14 protein-coding genes and 1 CRISPR repeat array are annotated in these 22,635 nt (G+C 46.0%); of the genes, 5 read left to right on the top strand and 9 right to left on the bottom strand.

The genetic code is table 11. The features are described from left to right. The first annotated feature begins 207 nt into the window (after positions 1-207). Together cobA and RIC07_RS17720 are read left to right on the top strand one after the other, a co-directional pair. Positions 208-1,737: a uroporphyrinogen-III C-methyltransferase gene (gene cobA, locus RIC07_RS17725; RefSeq protein WP_446395732.1), complete on the top strand. Its 1,530-nt coding sequence runs from the start codon at positions 208-210 to the stop codon at positions 1,735-1,737. Between the two features lie 195 nt (positions 1,738-1,932). Further along, positions 1,933-3,081, top strand: coding sequence for a hypothetical protein (locus RIC07_RS17720; protein WP_446395685.1), 1,149 nt, complete (start codon positions 1,933-1,935; stop codon positions 3,079-3,081). A gap of 95 nt (positions 3,082-3,176) precedes the next feature. On the opposite strand, the gene RIC07_RS17715 is transcribed toward RIC07_RS17720, so the two are convergent. Beyond that, the gene (locus tag RIC07_RS17715) at positions 3,177-3,764 is read right to left on the bottom strand and encodes a Uma2 family endonuclease (protein ID WP_446395684.1); all 588 of its coding nucleotides are present in this window, start codon (positions 3,762-3,764) and stop codon (positions 3,177-3,179) included. 157 nt (positions 3,765-3,921) lie between these two features. Continuing rightward, positions 3,922-4,494 (bottom strand): Uma2 family endonuclease, encoded by a 573-nt coding sequence (locus tag RIC07_RS17710; protein WP_446395683.1) that lies wholly within the window; start codon positions 4,492-4,494, stop codon positions 3,922-3,924. Between the two features lie 65 nt (positions 4,495-4,559). On the opposite strand from RIC07_RS17710, the gene RIC07_RS17705 reads away from it, so the two are divergent. After that, positions 4,560-4,808, top strand: a complete 249-nt coding sequence (locus RIC07_RS17705; protein WP_446395682.1) for a hypothetical protein — start codon at positions 4,560-4,562, stop codon at positions 4,806-4,808. A gap of 18 nt (positions 4,809-4,826) precedes the next feature. Here the strand turns inward: RIC07_RS17705 and RIC07_RS17700 are convergent, their stop codons facing one another. From RIC07_RS17700 to RIC07_RS17685, 4 genes are all read right to left on the bottom strand, one after another. Continuing rightward, positions 4,827-6,824, bottom strand: coding sequence for a glycoside hydrolase family 10 protein (locus RIC07_RS17700; RefSeq protein ID WP_446395681.1), 1,998 nt, complete (start codon positions 6,822-6,824; stop codon positions 4,827-4,829). Positions 6,825-7,214: 390 nt separating this feature from the next. Then, a complete protein-coding gene (locus tag RIC07_RS17695; protein ID WP_446395680.1) occupies positions 7,215-7,778 on the bottom strand; it encodes an HAD-IIIA family hydrolase in 564 nt (187 codons plus the stop codon). A gap of 122 nt (positions 7,779-7,900) precedes the next feature. Beyond that, the gene (locus RIC07_RS17690; RefSeq protein ID WP_446395679.1) at positions 7,901-8,137 is read right to left on the bottom strand and encodes a hypothetical protein; all 237 of its coding nucleotides are present in this window, start codon (positions 8,135-8,137) and stop codon (positions 7,901-7,903) included. A gap of 84 nt (positions 8,138-8,221) precedes the next feature. After that, positions 8,222-10,543, bottom strand: a complete 2,322-nt coding sequence (locus RIC07_RS17685) for a heavy metal translocating P-type ATPase (protein ID WP_446395678.1) — start codon at positions 10,541-10,543, stop codon at positions 8,222-8,224. A gap of 558 nt (positions 10,544-11,101) precedes the next feature. Then, positions 11,102-11,639: a CRISPR direct-repeat array (repeat unit 37 nt; unit sequence GTCTAAATTCCCATAAATCCCTATCAGGGATTGAAAC). Positions 11,640-11,773: 134 nt separating this feature from the next. On the opposite strand from RIC07_RS17685, the gene RIC07_RS17680 reads away from it, so the two are divergent. Beyond that, positions 11,774-11,947: a hypothetical protein gene (locus tag RIC07_RS17680; RefSeq protein ID WP_446395677.1), complete on the top strand. Its 174-nt coding sequence runs from the start codon at positions 11,774-11,776 to the stop codon at positions 11,945-11,947. Between the two features lie 423 nt (positions 11,948-12,370). On the opposite strand, the gene RIC07_RS17675 is transcribed toward RIC07_RS17680, so the two are convergent. The 3 genes from RIC07_RS17675 to dndE all read right to left on the bottom strand — a co-directional run bounded on the left by RIC07_RS17675 (position 12,371) and on the right by dndE (position 19,932). Next, a complete protein-coding gene (locus RIC07_RS17675) occupies positions 12,371-17,119 on the bottom strand; it encodes a hypothetical protein (protein WP_446395676.1) in 4,749 nt (1,582 codons plus the stop codon). 587 nt (positions 17,120-17,706) lie between these two features. After that, a complete protein-coding gene (locus RIC07_RS17670; RefSeq protein WP_446395675.1) occupies positions 17,707-17,868 on the bottom strand; it encodes a hypothetical protein in 162 nt (53 codons plus the stop codon). 1,683 nt (positions 17,869-19,551) lie between these two features. After that, entirely contained in the window at positions 19,552-19,932 is a 381-nt protein-coding gene (dndE, locus tag RIC07_RS17665; RefSeq protein WP_446395674.1) for a DNA sulfur modification protein DndE, read from the bottom strand. Between the two features lie 1,071 nt (positions 19,933-21,003). Between dndE and RIC07_RS17660 the strand changes: the two genes are divergently transcribed. After that, positions 21,004-22,554: a glycosyltransferase family 39 protein gene (locus RIC07_RS17660; protein ID WP_446395673.1), complete on the top strand. Its 1,551-nt coding sequence runs from the start codon at positions 21,004-21,006 to the stop codon at positions 22,552-22,554. The last annotated feature ends 81 nt before the right edge of the window (positions 22,555-22,635 follow it).

The following is a 22,635-nucleotide window of genomic DNA, read 5'->3' as shown; positions in this document are numbered from 1 at the left end:
TTTATCACCTAGCTTAAAAATAGAATATATCCTCAGAAGGATGTGTTTACGAAAACAGTTTAAAATTGGAGAATGGTTCACCCCAATCAAGAATCCCGAATCAACAATCAACAGGCAGCGGACAGCTTTTATCCTGATTCTTCTAGACGTGGGCGTTCTCGACGCCCTTTGGGTAAAGTGTATCTCGTCGGTGCTGGACCCGGAAGTATGGCATACCTCACCCTACGGGGGCAACAGATTCTCTGTCAAGCGGAGGTATTAGTCTATGACGCTTTAGTAGACGCCCAACTTTTACAATTAGTCCCCGCAAATTGCCGCCAGTTTGATGTGGGAAAGCGAGGGGGGCGCCCCTCAACTCCGCAAGCAAAGATTAATCAATTGTTGGTTGAACAATGCCAACAAGGGAAGCAAGTCGCCCGTTTAAAAAGTGGTGATCCCTTTATCTTTGGTCGGGCTACATCTGAAATTCAAGCGTTAACCGATGCCGATTGTGCCTTTGAAGTCGTACCGGGGATTTCCTCTGCCCTAGCTGCACCGTTACTGGCAAATATTCCCCTGACTGATGCAGTTTTGAGTCGCTGTTTTACTGTCCTGACGGCGCATCAACCCGAAGCCTTAGACTGGGAAGCATTGGCGCGAATCGATACTCTGGCTATTTTAATGGGTGGGCGTCATTTAGCCACAATCGTTCAGCAGTTACAGCGTTATGGCAAATCCTATCAAACCCCTGTAGCGGTGATTCGGGCTTGTGGACAGACTCAGCAACAGGTTTGGGTGGGAACCCTGTCTAGTATTGTTAAGCAAACAGCGGGTGTCTCCCTGTCTCCGGTGGTGATTGTCGTGGGAGAAGTGGTAGGATTACGAGACTATCTGCGATCGCACCAACAGTTACCCGTTGAGTTTACCCCAAAACAAGAGACAATAGGCGAGGACATCAAAAGAAGTGGTTTGCCGCAGATGCTTCAGGGTCAAACAATCTTAGTCACTCGTTCGGCTCAACAGTCGAGTACATTTCGAGACTTGTTAGAACAAGAAGGTGCAACGGTGATTGAAATGCCCGCCTTGGTGATTACACCGCCGTCGAGTTGGGACGCCTTAGATCAAGCCATTACTAATTTATCCGATTTTGATTGGTTAATTCTCACCTCAAGTAACGGCGTTAAGTACTTTTTTGAACGATTGCTGACACTAGGAAAAGATAGTCGTGCGTTATCCGGCGTCAAAATTGCTGTTGTGGGCAAGAAAACGGCGGCTAGTTTAAAGGAACGGGGATTACATCCAGATTTTATTCCCCCAGATTTTGTCGCCGATTCTCTAGTTGAACATTTTCCGGAACCCTTGGCGGAACAAACTATCCTGTTTCCGCGTGTAGAAACTGGGGGACGAGAAGTTCTAGTCAAAGACTTAACTGCCCAGGGTGCTACTATTGTGGAAGTAGCAGCCTATCAGTCAACCTGTCCAGGGGAAATAGCACCCCCAGCTTCGGCAGCGTTGCAAAATCATACCGTCAATATTATTACCTTTGCCAGTTCTAAAACCGTCAAAAATTTTAGGAAGCTTTTGGACAAAAACAGTAATCATCCACTCTCGCTTTTGGAAAATGTCTGTATTGCCTCCATTGGTCCACAAACCTCTAAAACTTGTCAACAACTCTTAGGGCGAGTGGATGTAGAGGCTCAACAGTATACCTTAGAAGGGTTAATCCAAGCCATAGTACAATGGGTAAATCAAACATAAAATTGCATTCTGGAAACCGCAGCCGCACTAATTGCCATAATTCGCCAGAGATTCAACGCCCCCAGCAAACCGCTTACAGGCGTCCAAACACGACTGGATAAGAATTTCAGTCGGTTGTAATTGAATCAACGTACCGCAATTGGCGACGGAATATAGCTTCTAATGCTACCCTGAACGAAAAAGTCAGCAGCAGCCATGATGACAGAGCCAGAACTCGAACAGACGACAGCAACACCTGACACACCTGACACACCTAAAAAGCCTGAACCACCTGAACCACCTGAAACATCGGATACATCTGACACATCTGAAACATCTGACACATCTGACACACCTGAACAATCTGACACTCCTGAGGAAGAAACAAAGGAATCAGAAAATGATGGAATTATCTTCCAAGCGATTGGAATCGTCGTCGGTGATGTTAGCTGGTCAGACGAGGGGCGGGCTATGCTTACTATGGCGGGTCGAGACTATCCCTTGTTTTATACCTCTCGATTACGCAAGGCTTTCAACGCTCTGAAACTGGAAATCAAAAACACTGGCGAAGCGACTCAACGATTAATCGTTTACCCCAGAGTCACCCACTTTCCTCAGCGCACCAAGTCGCATCAGATTTCCTTTCAGTTGGTAGGATTCTCGAAAGGAGAACCCGATGGTGTTGCGGCACAATTGGACGATTTTGAGTTTCAGCTTCGTGGCTTGTGGCAATTTATACCTGTTTGTCGAGGACCCGTTGTCTCGATTTTCCGTAATTTCAATCGCGATCGCTTAGACTATATCAAACAAGCCGAACCAGCGCAAAAGGTGAGGTTTATGAAGGCGTCTCACCTACCGTTGATGTGGAAAGATTCTCCGGTTAAGCCATTCCGATTCAATCCCAAAACCCCCAAAGAGGAGCAAGGACATCCGGCATTTATTCAAGTCAAGGCTAAATTTTTGCCCACTCGGAATCTTTTTGAGTTTGATGCTCTGTTAGCACCACCCTTGGATAAAGCACCTAAGTTTTTGAAGGCGTCGAAGGCGGACAAGACAGCCGTACAGCAGGAGAAACGGCAGAATAAGTCACCGCAGAAGCCGAGTACGGGAAGGCAGAAGCCAGAAGGCAAAGAGCAGCAGTCAGAAGGCAAAGAGCAGAAGCCGAGTATAAAACGGCAGAAGCCATACAAAAAGCCGAAGGTAGAAACGAAAGAGCAACAGCCTAGTACAGATGAGCAGAAGCCAGAAGCCAAAGAGCCGAAACCTACGACAGAGGAGCAGAAGCCAGAAGCCACAAAGCCGAAGCCAAGTAAAGTGAGGAAGAGAGTAAAAGCCAAGGAGCAGAAGCCAGAGGATAAACAATAAGGTTTAGGGTCAACAATGGCTCTCATCCTTGTAGTGCGAGCATCTTGCTCGCTAGGAATACCTTATTGAAATGCATAGCAGTTTAGTTCATCGGCTTAACCAAGCGCATCCTCTACATACGTAGATAAACTCAAGTTAAATCCCGGTAATAGGGTTTCCCCCGATAATTCTGTCGGCAGATTTCGCATTTCTACTGGCTGTCCCCGGCGATAAATTTCCACTTGCTGCTGTTGGGGGTTAATTAACCATGCCAATTGCACGCCAGCATCCATGTATTCTTGCATTTTGTCACGCAAAAGTTGCAAATCGTCTGTGGCTGACCTTAATTCGATGACAAAATCCGGTGCAATCGGGGGAAATTTACGCCGTTGTTCAGGGGTTAGCGCTTCCCAGCGTTCTCGGCGAATCCAAGCCGCATCTGGGGAGCGTTTCGCACCATTGGGTAACTTAAATATCGTAGAGGAACTGAAGGTATAACCCAAGCTAGTTTGTCGGTTCCAGATTCCCAAATCGACAATTAATTCAGCTTCTCGATTCCCACTTTCTCCGCCAACGGGTGCCATGATAATTAATTCTCCCTGCGCCGTGGTTTCAAAGTTAAACTCGCGGTTATTTTGACATAATTTATAGAACTGTTCGTCAGTTAAGGGAATGGTGTCTAATTTTAAGGTTACAGTATTCATAATCTTTTCCCTAAGTAGGTGGACACAATTAAAGTTAGCGGTGGAGATTAGGGAACAGGGAACAGTAAGGGTTTGATGCTTGTTTACATAACTTAATCTAGTTAAGTTTATTTCCACCAACCTACTTAGCTTAAATCAGCTTTAAAATTCCCTAACTTTATAAATAGGCATATAAAGTTAAGCTAAATCCCGGTAATAGGATTTCACCCGATAGTTCTGTCGGCAGATTTCGCATTTCTACTGGCTGTCCCCGGCGATAAATTTCCACTTGCTGCTGTTGGGGGTTAATTAACCATGCCAATTGCACTCCAGCATCCATGTATTCTTGCATTTTGTCACGCAAAAGTTGCAAATCGTCTGTGGCTGACCTTAATTCGATGACAAAATCCGGTGCAATCGGGGGAAATTTGCGTCGTTGTTCAGGGGGGAGTGCTTCCCAGCGTTCTCGACGAATCCAAGCCGCATCTGGGGAACGTTTCGCACCATTGGGTAACTTAAATATCGTAGAGGAACTGAAGGTATAACCCAAGCTAGTTTGTCGGTTCCAGATGACCAAATCAGCAATCAGTTCAGATTCTCGATTCCCACTTTCTCCGCCAACGGGTGCCATGATAATTAATTCTCCCTGCGCCGTCGTTTCAAAGTTAAACTCGCGATTATTTTGACATAATTGATAGAACTGTTCGTCAGTTAAGGGAATGGTGTCTAAATTTAAGGTTACAGTATTCATAATTTTTGCCCTAGTAGAGACGTTCCGGTGGAACGTCTTGGTGTTGGTGGAACGGCTGGGTGTTGATGGAACGTTTTGGTGTTGGTGGAACGGCTGGGTGTTGGGTTACTCTACCCTTCGGGTTCTCTTCCGGAGTACGAGAAGGCTTTGGCTACGTTCCTCAACCCAACCTACTGGCGTGGCACACCTTAATTGATGGATTAGAATTGGTTCGTAGTGAGGGCTTCAGCCCTCTCCAGCTAGGCGTTATAGCACTAAAGTGCTTACTACAAACAAAGCCCTATTTTAGCTGTGTCAGTCCACTACAATGTTGACATCCTTTAGCATCGGCACTATTGAATAGACGCTACAACGCCTAAACTTTCATTCGCCAGTCTGTCTACAGCACACACCGCATAGGTTCCCGGTGCTAATTCTGCCTCGGTTATCTCCTCTGGCAAAATTTTGTGCAATGTCCAGTTCTCGCCTTGCTGCTGATATACTGTCCAAGAGCGAATCTTGGCGTTAACGGCAGCATTCCAAATCAGCTTATTTCCAATTACTCTCACCTGAACCGGAATCGCTGGCGGTGTATCACTCAACCACGACATGGTTGGAGATAAGGCGGGTTGATTATAAACAGAGGATTGGAACTTTTCAACGACTCCCAAACGATTTTCATTAAAGACTTTCATGTTATAAAAAATATTGCCCAAGGAGAGTTGGGGGGCAAGGTTGCGGGTAATATCAACTTGCCGTTCATATTCTAAGAAAGACCAATCTTGATTATCCAACATACTTAACCGATTACCGGGATAAATATGGCGCTGTTTTGGATTATTTTCAGTCCACCATTGCAGGAGAACGGGATAACTTTGGGCTGGGGGATCAATGCGCCAGTATAATTGTGGGGCAACATAATCAATCCATCCTGCTTCTAACCATTTTTTTGGGTCAGCATACAGGGATTCGTATTGATCTAATCCTTTAATTTGAGGCGGTTGTCCGGGACGATAAATGCCAAAGGGACTAATGCCAAATTTAACATGTTTCTTTGTCGCCTGTATCCCTTTATAAAGGCGCTGCACCATTTGATTCACATTTTCCCGCCGCCAATCACCTAAGCGAAGAGTGCCGCCTTCGGCTTGATAAGCCTTATAGGTTTTATCATCGGGAAACGCTTCACCCGCGATGGGATAGGGATAAAAATAATCATCTAGATGAATGCCATCGACATCATAACGCCGCACCACATCCATAATTACGTTATAGGTTAAATCTTGAACCACTTTGACCCCAGGGTCCATCCACTGCTGATTGCCATATTTGTACACGTATTCGGGATGAGTGACGGTAATGTGAGGGGCGACACTGACAGAACCTTGGGAAGAGGTTTTGGCGCGGTAGGGATTAAACCAGGCGTGGAGTTCAATATTGCGCTGATGACAAGCCGCGATCGCAAACTCTAAGGGGTCATAATAAGGATCGGGAGCTTGACCTTGTATGCCAGTTAACCATTCACTCCAGGGTTCTAACTCAGAGGCATAAAAAGCATCACCAGTCGGTCGGACTTGTAAGATTAACGCATTTAACTGAAGTTCAGCCATGCGGTCAATAATTTGTAACAATTCCCGTTGCTGTTGGGGAACCGATAAGCCTCGTTGGGGGGGCCAATCGATGTTCCAGACAGTCGCCACCCACACCCCGCGAAACTCCCGTTGATGGCTCAGTTTCAGGGTTTTCTGACGCACGATAATATAGTCTGAACCAATGGCGTCAAGTTCACCCGTATAGACTAACGCCTGGTAAATAAACGCGGCGACATCCGCACGAGTGGCGGCTTTGAGGGGGTTAAACCGCTTAACCTGGGGATAATTCACCACCATCCCCGTATTGGTTGCGATCGCAATCCGATCAATAGCATAGCTGGGAATGTCGCCAAAATCGTCATAGAGTTCCGGTAGGGCGGCTTTCACCTGTGCTAATCCACTGGTACTTATCTCCAATCCCGTTATCAGAGACACCAACACTTCCACTCTAGAAATACTCGCCTCTGGGCGAAACCGATTTCCCGGATACCCCGACATAAACCCCGTTTGATACGCCTTACTAATCGCCCCAGTTGCCCAATGTTTGCTGGGAACATCCACAAACGGAACATTTGGGCGTTTACTCGGTTTAGAAAAAGCCTTTTGTAACAACGCCGCAAACTGCGCCCGACTCATGGGATCATCAGGACGAAAACGCCCATCCGGAAAGCCACTAATCATACCCGCCTGGGCTAACCCTTCGATGAATGAACGCGCCCAGTGGTTTTGGATATCGGGGAAACGCGGAGTTGATGCTGCCATAAGGATTGGTAACCTGGATAGATAATGCTAGAAGTGTTTGATAGGTAGGATTCGATGCCTTATCTCGATTATCCGGGACATCCCTATCAACGTCAGCCTCTCGCCCGATTATTTTTGCAGCTTCTCCTATCCTGTACTCTCCTCAGTCAGCTAATTTATGTAATACAGCGGTAACGGCTGTATTAACACACCCTGCTACCGTTAAAGTCCCCTTTTTTAAGGGGGATTTAGGGGGATCAAACGTATCCCATAAGAGCGGAAAGTGCTGTAAGCTGTCACGCATTTAAATTGGGAATAGGTAGCGAGCAAGATGCTCGCACTACAAGGATGAGTGCGATCGCCTCTACTCTAATCAGCTTAGTAAAAGACCCAGTTTAACGGCAAACGTGACTAGACGCGGTTCCCGTCTTTTATCACCTGTCTATCGCTTGCCGTATTGTCAGCGATCGCGTCTTGATGTTGCTTAATCCAATCCTCTGCCCATTGAAAGGAAACACCTGCTCGTTGGGCAGCTTGTTCATCTTCGGGGCGATCACCCACATACAGCGAATTTGACGGAGTGTGTTTGTGTCTGACCATTGCGAGTTGCAACATACCCGATCGCGGTTTGCGATACTGTCCAGACCACTTGGTTTGGCTGTGGTTATGAACATTATCACGAGTAACGCGGAAACACGTTGTACCTTTAAAATCAGGGCAGAAGTAGATTTCTCTCAGTTCTGGGAATAACTCAAGTGTATATTGCTGTTCCTTAACGCACTCTTCCATAGACTTATGACCAGCAGCAACTCCGCCTTGGTTGGTGATACCCACCATAATCCAATCGTCTTTGTAGGCGCGAACGGCAATTTCGGCACCTGCAATAATGCGTTGATCTTGGGGATGTTGGAAGTACTGCTGTTCGCTGAGTGGTTCCCGGAGCGTACCGTCCATATCTAATAGTAATAAACTCATCGCGCCTCTTCTGTGCCTCGGCTCATGTCTTCAAAGAACTATTTCTATTAAACCACCAAGCCCAAGTCGGCGACATCGACTTTTAGCTAGTTCGTAGTTGCGCTTTAGCGCCGGTTATTCAATCAGGATTTATTAGATTTATTTTTGCTCAACAAAAACCACCAGAGTTCGGCACTAATTAAGGCTAACCCCCCTAATGTGACACCCACTTTTAGCGGTAACGGTTGCTCAATTTGGCGGAACTGGCTGGTTGGCTGGGACTGAGGTTCTGGCATTTCAGCCGTCGCTGGGTTGGCAGCAACTCCGCCTAAAAGTCCTAAACTAATCAGATAGGCTAAAATTTTTGGTTTGGTTGACATTTTTTGATTCCTCTTTTGTTAGTAAATGGCGACCCGATAAAGTTGAATAGATTCGAGTTATTCATTGATTTCAGCGGGTCGCCCCTACAGGCGATCGCTAATAATTTTGGGCTGAAAATTCCGTAACCGTAACGCATTTGTTACCACAGAAACAGAACTCAACGCCATGGCTCCCCCGGCAATAATCGGATTCAACAATACACCAAAAAACGGGTAAAGAATTCCCGCCGCAATCGGAATCCCGGCTGTGTTATAAACAAAAGCAAAAAAGAGATTTTGGCGAATATTTCGCATCGTGGCGTGGCTAAGTTGAATCGCGGTGACAACCCCGTTTAAGTCACCGGAAATCAACGTAATATCACTAGCCGCCATCGCCACATCCGTACCCGTACCAATGGCAATTCCCACATCCGCTTGGGCTAAGGCTGGGGCGTCGTTAATTCCATCGCCTACCATGGCAACAATCCGGTTTGATAATTCACGCTTTTCTAGGGCATGATTTGGATTTTTCTTGATCGGTTCGGTTTGCAGGGATCGGATGACATCGGATTTCTGATCCGGGCGCACTTCGGCAAAGACATGCTGGATACCGATTTCTCGTGCGATCGCGTCTGCTGTTTGTTGATTATCCCCTGTCAGCATCACCACTTGCAACCCCAGGCGTTGCAGTTTCTTTACCGCCTCCACAGAAGAAGGTTTTAACGCATCAGCAATGCCCACTAATCCCTCAATCTTACCATCCACAGCAATCCAAGCCGTTGTTTTGCTCGCCGCTTCCCAGGTTTGTTTCTGGGTTTGGAGGGATTGGATCTCAATTTCTAATGCATTCATCCAGCGTTGAGTTCCAATTTGGATCAGGTGATTCTCCACTTCTCCTTGCACCCCCATTCCCGTAACGGCTTCAAAGTTTTGCACATCAGGTAAAGGTGATTCAACGCCTTGGAGTTTGGCATAATCAACAATCGCTTCAGCTAACGGATGTTCCGAAAGCCGTTCCACAGCGGCGGCTAATCGGAGGAGTTTTATTTCATTACGATCGGCGGTTCCTTTTACGGTAACATAGTCAGTTACACTGGGTTTTCCTTCGGTAATTGTGCCTGTTTTATCCAGGACAATTGCCTGAAGTTTATGGGCGAGTTCTAAACTATCTCCGCCTTTAATTAAAATGCCGTTTTCTGCGCCTAAACCGGTGCCAACCATAATTGATGTCGGGGTAGCTAATCCTAAGGCACAGGGACAAGCGATAATTAAAACCCCAACCGTCGTAATCGTGGCAAGGGTAACATTTCCCATGACATTAAACCAGATCACAAACGTCGCGATCGCAACCGCAATCACAACGGGTACAAACCAGCCTGTCACTTGATCCGCGAGTTTCTGAATCGGGGCTTTTGACCCTTGCGCTTCTTGCACTAATTTGACAATTTGCGCCAATACGGTATCTTTTCCCACTCGTGAGGCGCGGAATTTAAAACTCCCGGTTTTATTAATCGTAGCGCCAATCACTTCATCCCCAGCTTGTTTTTTTACCGGGATAGGTTCACCCGTTACCATGGATTCATCAATCGTTGAAGCGCCATCAACTACTTCTCCATCGACGGGAATCTTTTCCCCAGGGCGCACGACAATAACATCATCGACGATCACCTGTTCAATGGGAATATCGACCTCTTCCCCTTTACGGACTACCCGCGCTGTTTTCGCTTGTAATCCCATTAACTTACGAATCGCTTCTGAGGTTTGACCCTTTGCCCGATTTTCCAACAGTCGCCCTAATAAAATGAGGGTAATAATCACGGCAGCGGGTTCGTAATAGACATCCGGTGACAAGCCTTGGGCGATTAAAAAGCCAGGAAAAAAAGTAACAAATAGAGAATATAAATAAGCAGAACCTGTCCCCAGCGCTACCAGCGTATTCATATCCGCGCCATGGCGTTTAAAGGCTTTCCACGCGCCGATAAAGAAGGATTGACCGCACCAAAAGAGTACAGGTGTACTTAAAACCAGTTGCACCCAAGCATTATGCAGCCAGGAGGGAAAGTAGGGAATGTGTAACCCTGTCATCGCCGGAAGTGAACCAACGACGAGGAGGAGACTAATAACGCCGCCGACGATAACTTTACGTTTGAGATCCCTTTGATGGGCTTCCCGTGCGGCTTTTTCGGCATCGGTGTCTTCACCCATTTGGGTGGTATCTAAGGGATGCGCCCCATATCCTGAATCGGCGACGGCTTTTTGGATGGTGTCCAAATTTGTCGCTTTGGGATTATAGGTTACAGTTCCTTGTTCCATGGCAAAGTTAACATTACAGTCAACAACGCCAGGAACACCTTGTATGGCTTGTTCAATGGTGGTGGCGCAAGAGGCGCAACCCATTCCTTGTAGTCGTAGATGGCTAGTTTCCATGGTTAACTCCTGGTAATAGCAGTTTGTAGAGACGCGCCATGGGGCGTCTGGGGCTCTGGGTTCTCCTAGCTGAAAACTAGGATGGGCGAGGGGTGTGGCTGAAGTTGATACAGGGGAGCAATGGCACGTCTGAATGGTGTATATTTATAGGATAAAGTCTCCAGTCGAAGGGAGAGTCAAGGGAGATTGTGTAGGGGCGGGTTTTACAACTATCTTTTCGGTTGCACCTAGATGTGACTAAACCCGCCCCATACATAAATGACAGGGGTTTCCATTCGCCCCCTTACCAACCCCAAATTTCGATGAAATCCGAGAGGGGGTAGGTGTTTTTTTTGGCGAGTCTGAGTTTTGGGCTGTATTTCTTGTCTCATCTGGGTTTGAGGGATTTTGCCTCTGTGTGAGGTTCTCGGAAACGCTGAAAGCATTACTGGGACTGGGTTTGAATGGGTTGGTTTTTGGATACCTCTTGTCGGCTGAAGCTGGAAATGATATATTAAGTGGAGGTTCTCGGATCTGTACCTTGAAAACTAAATACAGTAAGCGTTTCAGAGGTCGGCAGTCTAAATTCCCCTGAATCCCTATCAGGGATTGAAACATACATAAAGAGAAACTTAGTCCAATAATTTTTTGTCTAAATTCCCCTGAATCCCTATCAGGGATTGAAACGCCGACGGTGCACCATAGGCAATAATAAAACCCGGTCTAAATTCCCATAAATCCCTATCAGGGCTTGAAACAGGCTTTTGCTAAATCCTTTCAGTTCACCTTTCAGGTCTAAATTCCCATAAATCCCTATCAGGGATTGAAACGGACGGGTATAGTTCACGTTTCATTGGCATAGGAAAGTCTAAATTCCCATAAATCCCTATCAGGGATTGAAACCGATGCTTGTTAGCGTCATCCTTGTATGTAAACTGTCTAAATTCCCATAAATCCCTATCAGGGATTGAAACGATTTGATGGGCGTTATTATAGTATAGATTCTACTGTCTAAATTCCCATAAATCCCTATCAGGGATTGAAACCTTGACGATGGAAGCGCGATCGCTCTTAGGGATAGTCTAAATTCCCCTGAATCCCTATCAGGGATTGAAACAAAGATAAGAAACCGTAGGGGCACGGCAATGCCCATGCGTGTCAACTTAAGGTGAGAATTAATACTGGCAAGTGTTTCACCCTCATCCCCTAACCCCTTCTCCCATCAAGGGAGAAGGGGAACCGGAATGATTAATGATAAAAGATGTAGCTGCCTATGTCTGGAATATAACACCTTTCTTGCTCCCCTCTCCCCAGAGTGGGAGTGGGGCTGGGGGTGAGGGGTTTCTGGCTTCAGTTAATACCAATGGCACGCCTTGCACCCCTACAATTATAATCCACGACAGCATTGTTATTCGGGTTAATTAACCGGACTTGATCTAACAGTTGAAGTTGGGTTTCGACTTCGCTCAACCCAACCGACAAACTGTGTAGGGGCGGGTTTCACTACTATCTTTTCGATTGCACCCATAAGTGATTAAACCCGCCCCGATTAACATTTATTGTGTCCTGATATAGCTGTGATTTGACCCAAATCATGGTGCGTTACGGCGATATTCCCATTAACAGGATCATAAATATGAGTTGTTACGCCTAACGCACCCTACGATTATACGGTTCTTACAAATGACCAATGACCAATGACCAATGACCAATGGTCCAAATCATGGTGCGTTACGGCGATATTCCCATTAATAGGATAATAAATATGAGTTGTTACGCCTAACGCACCCTACGATTATACGGTTCTTACAAAGGACAAATGACAAATGACAAATGACGAATGACAAATCACCACTGTAAATCAGAGATATCTGGTTCTTCTCCCCCAAAGTCTATATCATCTGACGCCACGGGTAAGGTTTCTAATTTAAACGTAACCGCCTCAAGCTGTTTTTTTAGATGAACGATCGCGTCTTCCAATTGTTTCATCGTCGCTTTATCCAGTTGGGAACTGATTTTTTGATTGAGCGCCTCAATCTGACGATTAATGTCTTCGATCGCCTCCTCTCCACCACTGAGATCCACTTCAAAGAGTGCAGCTTGATTCTCGGCGATGGTTTGAGTTAAGCTATCAAGCTTTTCCTCGATCGCGGCGATCGCGGCTTCCACCCCACTGAAGTCTAAGTCAGCCAGCATGGGTAGGTTCTCTAGACACAACTCCATCGCATCTAACTGGAAATCGATATCCTTGAGGGCGTCATCTTTTTCCTTCTTGGACATTGATTCCGATTCTTCAGTAAATTGCACCAGCGTGGTATAAATCTGCTCACCTAACTGATTAATCGCCTCTTGCAACTGCTCAATGGCTTGAACTTCCGGTCGTTCATTAAACTGTTGGTTGAAGGCGTCGAGTTGGGTGTGAACCTCGGTAATCGCTTGTTCTAACCCACTCAGATCCAAGTCTGGCGTTGTGGGTAAACCTCCTAAACGAGATGTGATTACGTTGACGTGATCCGTTAACTGAATCAGCGTCATTTTTAATCCCTCAACCGCTTGAGTCGCAGGCTGATTGTGAAACTGTTCGTTCAGGGATTTTAACTTATCGGTAAGCGGTGCGATCGCCTCATTTTCAGGAAGTTGCTGAATTTGTTCCAGTGCGGGGATTGTGGGGATGGGAGGCGGAGGTGCGACAACCTCCTCTTCCACTAAATCGGAAAGAGTGGGTTGAATCGGTGCGGGTTCGGTGGCGGGTGTCCCCGGAAATTGCTCGAAACGCGCCGTTAATTCATCAAGGCGATCATGAACATCAACGATCGCTGATCCGATTTCCATCAAATCGACTCCCGGCGTCGCTGAGGTTTGGTCAAGCTGATTCGTCAGTATCTCCAGTTGTTCAGCCAGTTGACCAATCATAATTTGCGACTGTTCCATCTCCTGGAGTTCCGGACGATTCTGGAACTGTTGCTGGAGTTGGCTTAATTGTTCCGCAAGTTCCGACAATGCGGCTTCGATTCCGCTTTGATCGGTTTCCGTTGCGGCGGGAGTGGATAATGTATTTACCCGTTCGGTTAAGGTTTCAATCTGATCGGTAATCTCGGCAATGGTTTGTTCCGTCGCACTCCGATCAACTTCTGGCGTTGTCGGTAACTGAGTTAGGCGGGTACTCAGGGTTTGCAGTTGTTCCGTCAGATCCGCGATCGCACGTTGAGATTGCTGGATGTCCTCTAGTTCTGGACGTTCCTGGAATTGTTGCTGGAGTTGACTGACTTGTTCAGTCAGATCAAACAGCGCCGCTTCGACGCCACTCAAATCCGTCTCTGTGGGAGTGGAGAGGGTATTCACCCGTGCGGTTAAGGTTTCAACTTGACCCGTAATCTCGCCAATGGTTTGTTCAATTCCCCCCAGATTGATCTCTGGAATAATCGGTAATTGATCCAGGCGAATATTCAGAGTCTCCAGTCGTTGCGTTAGATCCGCGATCGCGGTTTGAGATTGCTCGATTTCCTCAAGTTCTGGACGTTCTTGGAACTGTTGCTGGAGTTGGCTAAATTGTTCCGCCAGTTGAGACAGGGAGTCTTCTACCCCACTCAAATCGGTTTCGGTGGGAGTGGAGAGGGTATTCACCCGTTGGGTTAGGGTGTCAATTTGACCTGCAATTTCGGCAATGGTTTGTTCAATCCCACTCAGATCCACCTCTGGAACAGTAGATAACTGATCCAGGCGAGTGCTGAGGGTATCCACTCGTTGAGTTAGGGTGTCAATTTGACCCGCAATTTCGGCAATGGTTTGTTCAATCCCACTCAGATCCACCTCTGGCGTCGTCGGTATCTGAGTTAGGCGGGTACTCAGGGTGTCCAGTTGTTGAGTTAGATCCGCGATCGCATTCTGAGATTGCTCGATTTCCTCAAGTTCTGGACGAGTCTGGAACTGGTGTTGGAATTGGCTAAATTGGTCAGTGAGTTCTGAAAGCGCGGTTTCAACGCCACTCACATCGGTTTCGGTGGGGGTGGATAGGGTATTTACCTGTGTGGTTAAGCTGTCAAGTTGACGGGTAATCTCAACCAGGGTTTGTTCAGGGAGACTACTCTCACCCTCTGGTGTGGTTGACAACTGATCCAGGCGCGTGGTAAGCGTTTCCAGTTGCTGACTCAGTTGGGCGATCGCATTCTGAGATTGCTCGATTTCCTCTAGTTCTGGACGAGTCTGGAACTGTTGCTGGAGTTGGCTAAATTGGTCAGTCAGTTCTGAAAGCGCGGTTTCGATTCCCCTGACATCGGTTTCTGGGGGAGTGGATAGGGTATTCACCCGTTCGGTTAAGGTTTCAATCTGATCGGTGATCTCCGCAATGGTTTGTGCGGTGACATTACCATCACCCTCTGGTGCTGTGGATAACTGATCCAGGCGGTTGCTTAGGGTTTCCAGTTCCTGCGTTAATTGGGCGATCGCGGTTTGCGTTTGCTCAAGTTCGGGAAGTTCCGGTCGAGTCTGGAACTGTCGATTCAGGGTGTTAATCTGACTTTGGATTTGACCTAGGGTGTCTTCTGCGTCAAATAGATCGGTGTCTGACGGAGTAGAGAGGGTGTTGACTTGCTGGGTTAAGTTGTCGATTTGTGCGGTAATGTCAGCAATGGCTTGTTCTAACTGACTGACATCGGTTGGGGAAACTGGGGAAAGCTGGTCAACTCGTTGGCTGAGGGTTTCAATTTGATCGGTAATCTCGGTAATGATTTCTCCTACGCCATCTTCTGATGTCGTGGGGAGTTGGTCTAGGCGGCTATTGAGGATGGCAAATTGTTCCGCCAGTTGGGAAATTTCGGTTTGCGATCGCTCAATGGTTTCTAGTTCGGGTCTGGTGGTAAATTGTTGATGGAGTTGACCCAGTTGTTGATTAAAATCAATAATCGCGGTTTCGATTTCACTGAAGTCGGTGGCTTCAGGGGTGGCGGTTACGGGGAGATGATCAACTCGTGCGCTTAATGTCTCCAGTTGTTCGCTGATATCCGCGATCGCGCCTTCTATCCCAAGCAAATCGGTGTCGGGAATTGGGGAGAGGGTGTTAACTTGAGTGGTTAAGGTGTCCAGTTGATGGGTAATTTCGGCGATCGCGGTTGACTCTTCGCCGGGTGCGGTGGGAAGCTGTTCTAGGCGCTGGCTAATGGTTTCCAGTTGTTCGGTTAGGTCTGCGATCGCACGTTGGGATTGCTCAATAATTTGCAGTTCGGGTCGATTCTGGAATTGTTGCTGGATCGTGTTAATTTGACCATGGATTTGCACGATCGCTTCTTCAATTTCGGTGAAGTCGGTTTCGCCGGAGAGGGGGAGGGTATTGACTCGTGCGGTTAAGGTTTCGATTTGACTGGTAATCTGAGCAATAACGGGTTCTAAACCGTTTAAGTTAGCTGCTGGTGCGGTGGGAAGTTGATCCAGGCGAGTGCTGAGGGTTTCGAGTTGTTCACTCAGATCAGTAATGATTTGTAATTCCGGGCGAGTCTGGAACTGTTCTTGGAGTTGGCTAAATTCCTCGGTGAGTTCTGAAAGTGCGGTGTTTACTCCGGTGAGATCCGTGTCGCTGGCGCTGGGTAGGGTGTTAACCTGAGTGGTTAAGGTGTCAACTTGACTGGTAATTTCGGCGATCGCACCTTCGACGCTGATTAAGTCGGTTAGGGGTGCGGTGGGTAACTCATCTAGGCGATGACTCAGGGTTGCAACGTGATCTCTAAGTTGGGCGATGGTTTGCAATTCTGGACGAGTCTGGAACTGGTGCTGAAGTTGGCTAAATTCCTCGGTGAGTTCTGAAAGTGCGGTGTTTACTCCGGTGAGATCGGTTCCCGTGGCGCTGGGTAGGGTGTTAACTTGAGTGGTTAAGGTGTCAACTTGGCTAGTAATTTCCGCGATCGCGCCTTCGATCATACTTAAGTCTACCTCGGATGTTGCAGGTAAGTGATCCAGGCGAACCGTAATCGTACCGAGTTGTTCATGGAGTTGGGAAATAGCCGCCTGAGTTTGCTCAATATTCTCAAGTTCGGGACGACTATGGAATTGTTGATAGAGTTGGCTAAATTGCTCTGTCAGTTCAAAAATGGCTTGTTCAATGCTACTTAAGTCTACCTCTGGCTCAGTCGGTAGCTGCTCGAACTGAGTATTGAGCCTATTGAACTGTTCGGTCAATTGGGCGACAGTGGTTTGCAACTGTTCAATGGTTTGTAGTTCCGGGCGAGTATTAAAGGTTTGAGTCAGTTGGGTGAATTGCTCGGTTAATTCACTTAGGGAGGCTTTTAAGTCCTCAATTGCCGTTTTTTCGGGTCGAGCATTAAATTGTTGGTCTAAGCTATTGAGTTGATTATTCAGCGTGGGGATAGTTTGGACTTGTTGATGCAGGGATTGAATCAGTTGATAGGTTTCCCCGATCGCACTTCTGGTGCTATCCTGTGTCTGCTGTATCGTATTGCGTCGGTTTAACAGGTTCAGCGCCAGCGCCACGGTTAACGGCGTTGCGGCGTAAGCCACCTGCTGAGATGTCGCCGCTACGACAGTCCCGACAGCAGAACCCGCCAAGGAAATATATTCAAAGATTTCTAGCAATGATTTTTGAGTCATAGGTTTCTCTATAGTCCGACTACTTATAAATTGAACGGTAAGCTGTGATCACCGTCGTAGATTTCCCTAAATTAATAATTCTTTTTTGACAGGTTTTTTGAGGGTTAAACTAAAATCAGAAAACAGGAATAGACCTATCGTGCCATTGACGGTGATACGCTATTACTTACCCAAACCTGTTATACCTGTCCGGATTTTTGAGGTAGATCTGTCTTACACCTGTTGAGGAGATGCGGTTCCCTTCGCCGTCTTATTTCTTGGCTAAAAGAATAAGTCATTTCACTGTGACTCAAACAGCTAGCCTGGAATCAAGACACGGCAACGTCTTTCTTCGCTAGAATCAGGATCGAGTTATCACGCTAGTCGAGCGGAGAATTCTCTACTCACCGATAATCTAGTCAACCGATATTCTAAACAACTACAATGGCGATTGCCTACAAGTTCATGGTAACTTTAAGTCCCTGGACATAAATCATGTCTGTTGTATTAATAAATGTTAACAAACCTCAAGTTTTTACTATTTCCGGTTCCCGGTTCCCGGTTCTCTAATCTCAATCTTTAACTAATAATTTATTCTTTGTTGAAAGTTAATTCACCAGGAAGACAAGTCGTAATTTGATAGGAGAATAGGAAAAATCCTCAATCATACCGATATTCAGGTGAACATTGCCCATCAAAGGAATAATTGCCCTGAAAGAAAAAGGATTAGGGGTTGACGCGATCGCGAAAATTAGGTAATATTTCATCATGGGAAAATGTGCCGACCTATAGACCCCTATTAACCGGAACCCGTAGGGTGGGTTAGGTGGTAATCAATTGACCCAACCAATCCTTTAATTAGCTATCCACCGTAACCCACCAAAATCCTGTATTCATCCCCCTTCTTCACAGATGAACCCCAAACGATATTCAGGTGAACATTGTCCATCAAAAAGATAATCGCCCTGAAAGAAAAAGGATTAGGGCTTGACGCGATCGCGAAATTTAGGTATTATTTCATCATGGGAAAATGTGCCGTCCTATAGATCCCTATTAACCGAAACCTGTAGGGTGGGTTAGGTGGTAATCAATTGACCCAACCAATCCTTTAATTAGCTATCCACCGTAACCCACCAAAATCTGGCTTCATCTCCTTTCTGCACAGATGAACCCCTTCAGATATTCAGATGAACATTGCCAATCAAAGGGATAATCGCCCCGAAAGAAAAAGGATTAGGGCTTGACGCGATCGCGAAAATTAGGTACTATTTCATCATGGGAAAATGTGCCGTCCTATAGACCCCTATTAACCGAAACCTGTAGGGTGGGTTAGGTGGTAATCAATTGACCCAACCAATCCTTTAATTAGCTATCCACCGTAACCCACCAAAATCTTGGCTTCATCCCCCTTCTTCACAGATGAACCCCAAAGGATATTCAGGAGAACATTGCACGTCAAAAAGATAATCGCCTCGAAAGAAAAAGGAGCAGGGCTTGACGCGATCGCGAAATTTGGGTACTATTTTATAATGGGAAAATGTGCCGTCATATAGATCCGAAACCGTAGGGGCGCAAAGACTTGCGCCCGATTCAATGGTCAAATCTAATCCACAATTTTAGCTGTGCCACGCCAGTAGGGTGGGTTCTAAATCTCCTGTATTCATCCCCCTTCTTCACAGATGAACTCCAAAGGATATTCAGGTGAAGATTGCCCATCAAAAGGATAATCGCCCTGAAAGAAAAAGGATTAGGGGTTGACGCGATCGCGAAAATTAGGTACTATTTCATCATGGGAAAATGTGCCGTCCTATAGACCCCTATTAACCGAAACCTGTAGGGTGGTTTAGGTGGTAATCAATTGACCCAACCAATCCTTTAATTAGCTATCCACCGTAACCCACCAAAATCTTGGCTTCATCCCCCTTCTTCACAGATGAACCCCAAACGATATTCAGGTGAACATTGTCCATCAAAAGAATAATCGCCTCGAAAGAAAAAGGAGCAGGGCTTGACGCGATCGCGAAATTTAGGTACTATTTCATCATGGGAAAATGTGCCGACCTATAGCCCCCTATTAACCGGAACCCGTAGGGTGGGTTAGGTGGTAATCAATTGACCCAACCAATCCTTTAATTAGCTATCCACCGTAACCCACCAAAATCCTGGGTTCATCTCCTTTCTTCACAGATGAACCCCTTCAGATATTCAGGTGAACATTGCCCATCAAAGGGATAATCGCCCTGAAAGAAAAAGGATTAGGGCTTGACGCGATCGCGAAATTTAGGTATTATTTCATCATGGGAAAATATGCCGACCTATAGACCCCTATTAACCGTAACCTGTAACTCGCCCCTACAGAGTTAACAAACACAGAACACATCACAAATAATGTCATCGAAAATAACCAGACATGCATGATGCAAGGGTTTAGACAGGTAAAGAACCAAGAAAATTTATTGCTTATTCGCAATTTCAATAAAATCTTCAATCGTCTTAATCGTGGGATCACCCGCTAAATACCCAATCCCCCGATGGAGATGAAGGCGAAACTGAGTAGTCAGAGTATCCTTATCACACCCTAAACCATCATTATGACAGCGTTGTTTCAGCGCCATTAACAAAATATCAGCCAATTCGCCACCAAACACCCGCCATGTCATTTCCACATTCGAGTCAGCCGGAATAGGGACAGGTGAAGGTTGAGTCGGTTCCGCCAGGGAACGGCAAAACGCCCAACGGCAAAGAATATTCCACTGATCAATTTTAGTGTAGCGTTTGAGTTTGGTTAGTTGGTCTTTGGCTGATTTTGAAAGTTTAAAGCGTTCAATTTCCATTTTTCAGGGAACAGGGAATAGGTAACAGGGGAACACCTCGACTTCGCTCGGTGTGTCACAGGGAACAATTCATCATATCAAAATGACCACCGCCATTCCATTCACCTTAAATGATATGACTACAGGCGATCGCTCTCTTGGCAATAACCACGATTCACAACATACCCCGTTACTCTTTCTCCTTCGCTACTGACATATCTGTAGCTTGACTCAACATCGTTTTGGCTCAACTTGTCAAGTTTTGATAATTTAAACTATTCCTTCCTCCCTAAAAGGTTTAAATTTTCCAATCAGAGTCTTGTCTCAACAAAACGTCATAATTGCTCGTTTTTGACCCCTTTTCCCGAATAATCTACGAATTTTCAGGGGTTACGGCGATTGTGAGACAATTGTGCGGTTTTCAGGTATAGTATTTATGGTGGGTTTTTTGTAAGTTTTAATCATCTAGACAAAGCTAAAACCCTTAAATTCTAGTAAAACTTTGTATAATTTCTAGTTTTCGCCTCACTGTTAATGTTCCCTTGGACGCATGTATTTTTTTAAATTTACGATAAAAATCATGACCAAGGCTTGACAAAAACACAGATTACACAGACGGAATAGCACAGATAGAACAGCAAATAGTGAAGCACACAGATTGACACAGACGAGGAAATAGTCCTCCCACAAGCTAATCATTTTTTATCCGGGGGCAATCATCTTTTCATCCTTAGTCCCATGGAGAGCTAACACCTCTACCTCTGTGAAATCAGTGGGAATAACCTGCCAAGTCCCCACCACTACCGTTCCTCCTTACTCAGCGAAATCAGTGTTATCAAATATCTAATCAAATTTTTCTTAAGTGTGTAAGGTAGACTAGATAGGGATTTCAAGCCATTTTCCGACCCAACAAGTGCAAGGTTTTTACACTACCACCCTCTTGAATCCTGGAATTTTTGCCGACCTCAGCGCCGAATTTTCCCTCGACAGAGGGTTTAAACCATTTCAAGAAAGCCTATTGCCTATTCCCTCTCCCCACCACAAGACTTATTCAGCAGACCCTATAATAAGGCGCGTGGGTGAGATTGATGAATGATGTTAAAAAAATTACCGTTAAGTCCAACCGGATGGCGAAATTTACTGATTGCCGTAATCGTACTAGGGATATTTTTCCGCTTCTATAACCTCGATCGCAAGGTTTACTGGTACGATGAGACAATGACCTCAATGCGAATCTCTGGATATACCCAAACCGAAGTTATCCAGCAGGCGTTCGACGGTGAGGTGATTCCAGTTGCAGCCTTCTTAGAGCGATATCAGTATCCCACGCCAGAAAAAGATCTCAATGACACGATTAACGCCTTAGCCGGGAATCCCGAACATTCCCCCCTCTATTATCTAATGGCACGGTTCTGGTTGCAACGCTTCGGTCATTCAGTTGTCACCATTCGCTTCTTATCCGTGTTAATCAGTTTTCTGGCATTTCCTTGTATGTACTGGTTATGTTGGGAACTCTTCGGATTATCGACAGTAAGTTGGGTGGGTGTTGCGATTCTAGCGATTTCCCCGTTCCATGTCTTGTACGCCCAAGAAGCACGAGAATATAGTTTGTGGACAGTGACCATTCTATTATCAAGTGCAGCATTACTGCGAGCCATGCGATTAAAAACTTTACCGAGTTGGGGAATTTATGGAGTAACTGTGGCGCTGGGACTTTATACCCATCCCTTTTCCGCCTTCGTTTCTATTGGACATGGTATTTATGTTTTAGTCACCGAAGGATTTCGCTGGAGTCGCAAACTAACGAAGTATTTATTATCGTCTCTATTCGGGCTACTCCTATTTTTACCCTGGCTAGGGATTGTGATTAGCCATTTTTCCAAATTCGTAGACAATACCGCCTCGGTTAACTTGAACCGAGAAGGATTTTTACCCTTATTTTGGGGATTAAATCTGAGTCGAATCTTCTTTGATGTGAATCAAGGAACCAGCCCATTGAGTCCACTGCATTATCTCAGTGCTTTATTAGCAGGCTATGCATTATACTACCTTTACCGCAAAGCCCCCCTCAACGCTTGGGTATTTATTATCACCTTAATTGGTGTTACCGGAATGGCGCTGATTGGACCCGATGTCATTTTAGGGGGGCGTCGTTCTAGTATTACTCGATACGCCATTCCCAGTTATTTAGGAATTCAGATAGCAGTAGCGTACTTGATGACCGCCAAAACTACCGCAATCAACGGCAAGACAAGGTATCTGAAGCGCTGGCAATACGGCGCGATCGCACTCTTGTTTTGTGGTATTGTCTCCTGTATCGTCAGCGCCCAATTTCCGGTGTGGTGGCACAAAAGTCATAGTAAAAGTCGATATAATCCCCAAGTAGCTGAAATTGTCAATCAAGCCAAAAATCCCCTCGTGGTTAGTGATAAAATTCCGGGAATTATGTTTTCTCTCAGTCATTCCCTGAATCCAGACGTTCATCTCCAGATGGTTCTACCCCCTGGAAATCCCCAAATTCCAGATACCTTTTCCCCCATCTTTGTCTATCGACCCACAGAAACCTTGAAACAAGGAATTCAAACCAATCATCAACTAACCGAAGAACCCAACTCCAAATCCTGGTTATGGAGAGTAGAATAGTTTGTTTGTAGTTGCGCTTGTAGTTGCGCTTGTAGTTGCGCTTGTAGTTGCGCTTTAGCGCCCTAATCCTTTGCCCCCATT

Origin of the sequence: Coleofasciculus sp. E1-EBD-02, from assembly GCF_040218245.1 — a bacterium.
Lineage (GTDB): Bacteria > Cyanobacteriota > Cyanobacteriia > Cyanobacteriales > Coleofasciculaceae > Coleofasciculus.
The sequence above is the reverse complement of the archived record's forward strand: the minus strand, read 5'-3'. Positions and strand labels throughout refer to the sequence as shown.

Bases quoted from the DNA above. Each gene is read 5' to 3' on its own strand.
- RIC07_RS17720 (WP_446395685.1), top strand. From the start codon at position 1,933: ATGATGACAGAGCCAGAACTCGAACAGACGACAGCAACACCTGACACA.
- RIC07_RS17670 (WP_446395675.1), bottom strand. From the start codon at position 17,868: ATGATGAAATATTACCTAATTTTCGCGATCGCGTCAACCCCTAATCCT.
- RIC07_RS17685 (WP_446395678.1), bottom strand. From the start codon at position 10,543: ATGGAAACTAGCCATCTACGACTACAAGGAATGGGTTGCGCCTCTTGC.
- RIC07_RS17715 (WP_446395684.1), bottom strand. From the start codon at position 3,764: ATGAATACTGTAACCTTAAAATTAGACACCATTCCCTTAACTGACGAA.
- RIC07_RS17700 (WP_446395681.1), bottom strand. From the start codon at position 6,824: ATGGCAGCATCAACTCCGCGTTTCCCCGATATCCAAAACCACTGGGCG.
- RIC07_RS17675 (WP_446395676.1), bottom strand. From the start codon at position 17,119: ATGACTCAAAAATCATTGCTAGAAATCTTTGAATATATTTCCTTGGCG.
- RIC07_RS17680 (WP_446395677.1), top strand. From the start codon at position 11,774: ATGATAAAAGATGTAGCTGCCTATGTCTGGAATATAACACCTTTCTTG.
- RIC07_RS17710 (WP_446395683.1), bottom strand. From the start codon at position 4,494: ATGAATACTGTAACCTTAAATTTAGACACCATTCCCTTAACTGACGAA.
- RIC07_RS17660 (WP_446395673.1), top strand. From the start codon at position 21,004: ATGATGTTAAAAAAATTACCGTTAAGTCCAACCGGATGGCGAAATTTA.
- RIC07_RS17705 (WP_446395682.1), top strand. From the start codon at position 4,560: ATGGAACGTTTTGGTGTTGGTGGAACGGCTGGGTGTTGGGTTACTCTA.
- RIC07_RS17695 (WP_446395680.1), bottom strand. From the start codon at position 7,778: ATGAGTTTATTACTATTAGATATGGACGGTACGCTCCGGGAACCACTC.
- RIC07_RS17690 (WP_446395679.1), bottom strand. From the start codon at position 8,137: ATGTCAACCAAACCAAAAATTTTAGCCTATCTGATTAGTTTAGGACTT.
- dndE (WP_446395674.1), bottom strand. From the start codon at position 19,932: ATGGAAATTGAACGCTTTAAACTTTCAAAATCAGCCAAAGACCAACTA.
- cobA (WP_446395732.1), top strand. From the start codon at position 208: ATGGCATACCTCACCCTACGGGGGCAACAGATTCTCTGTCAAGCGGAG.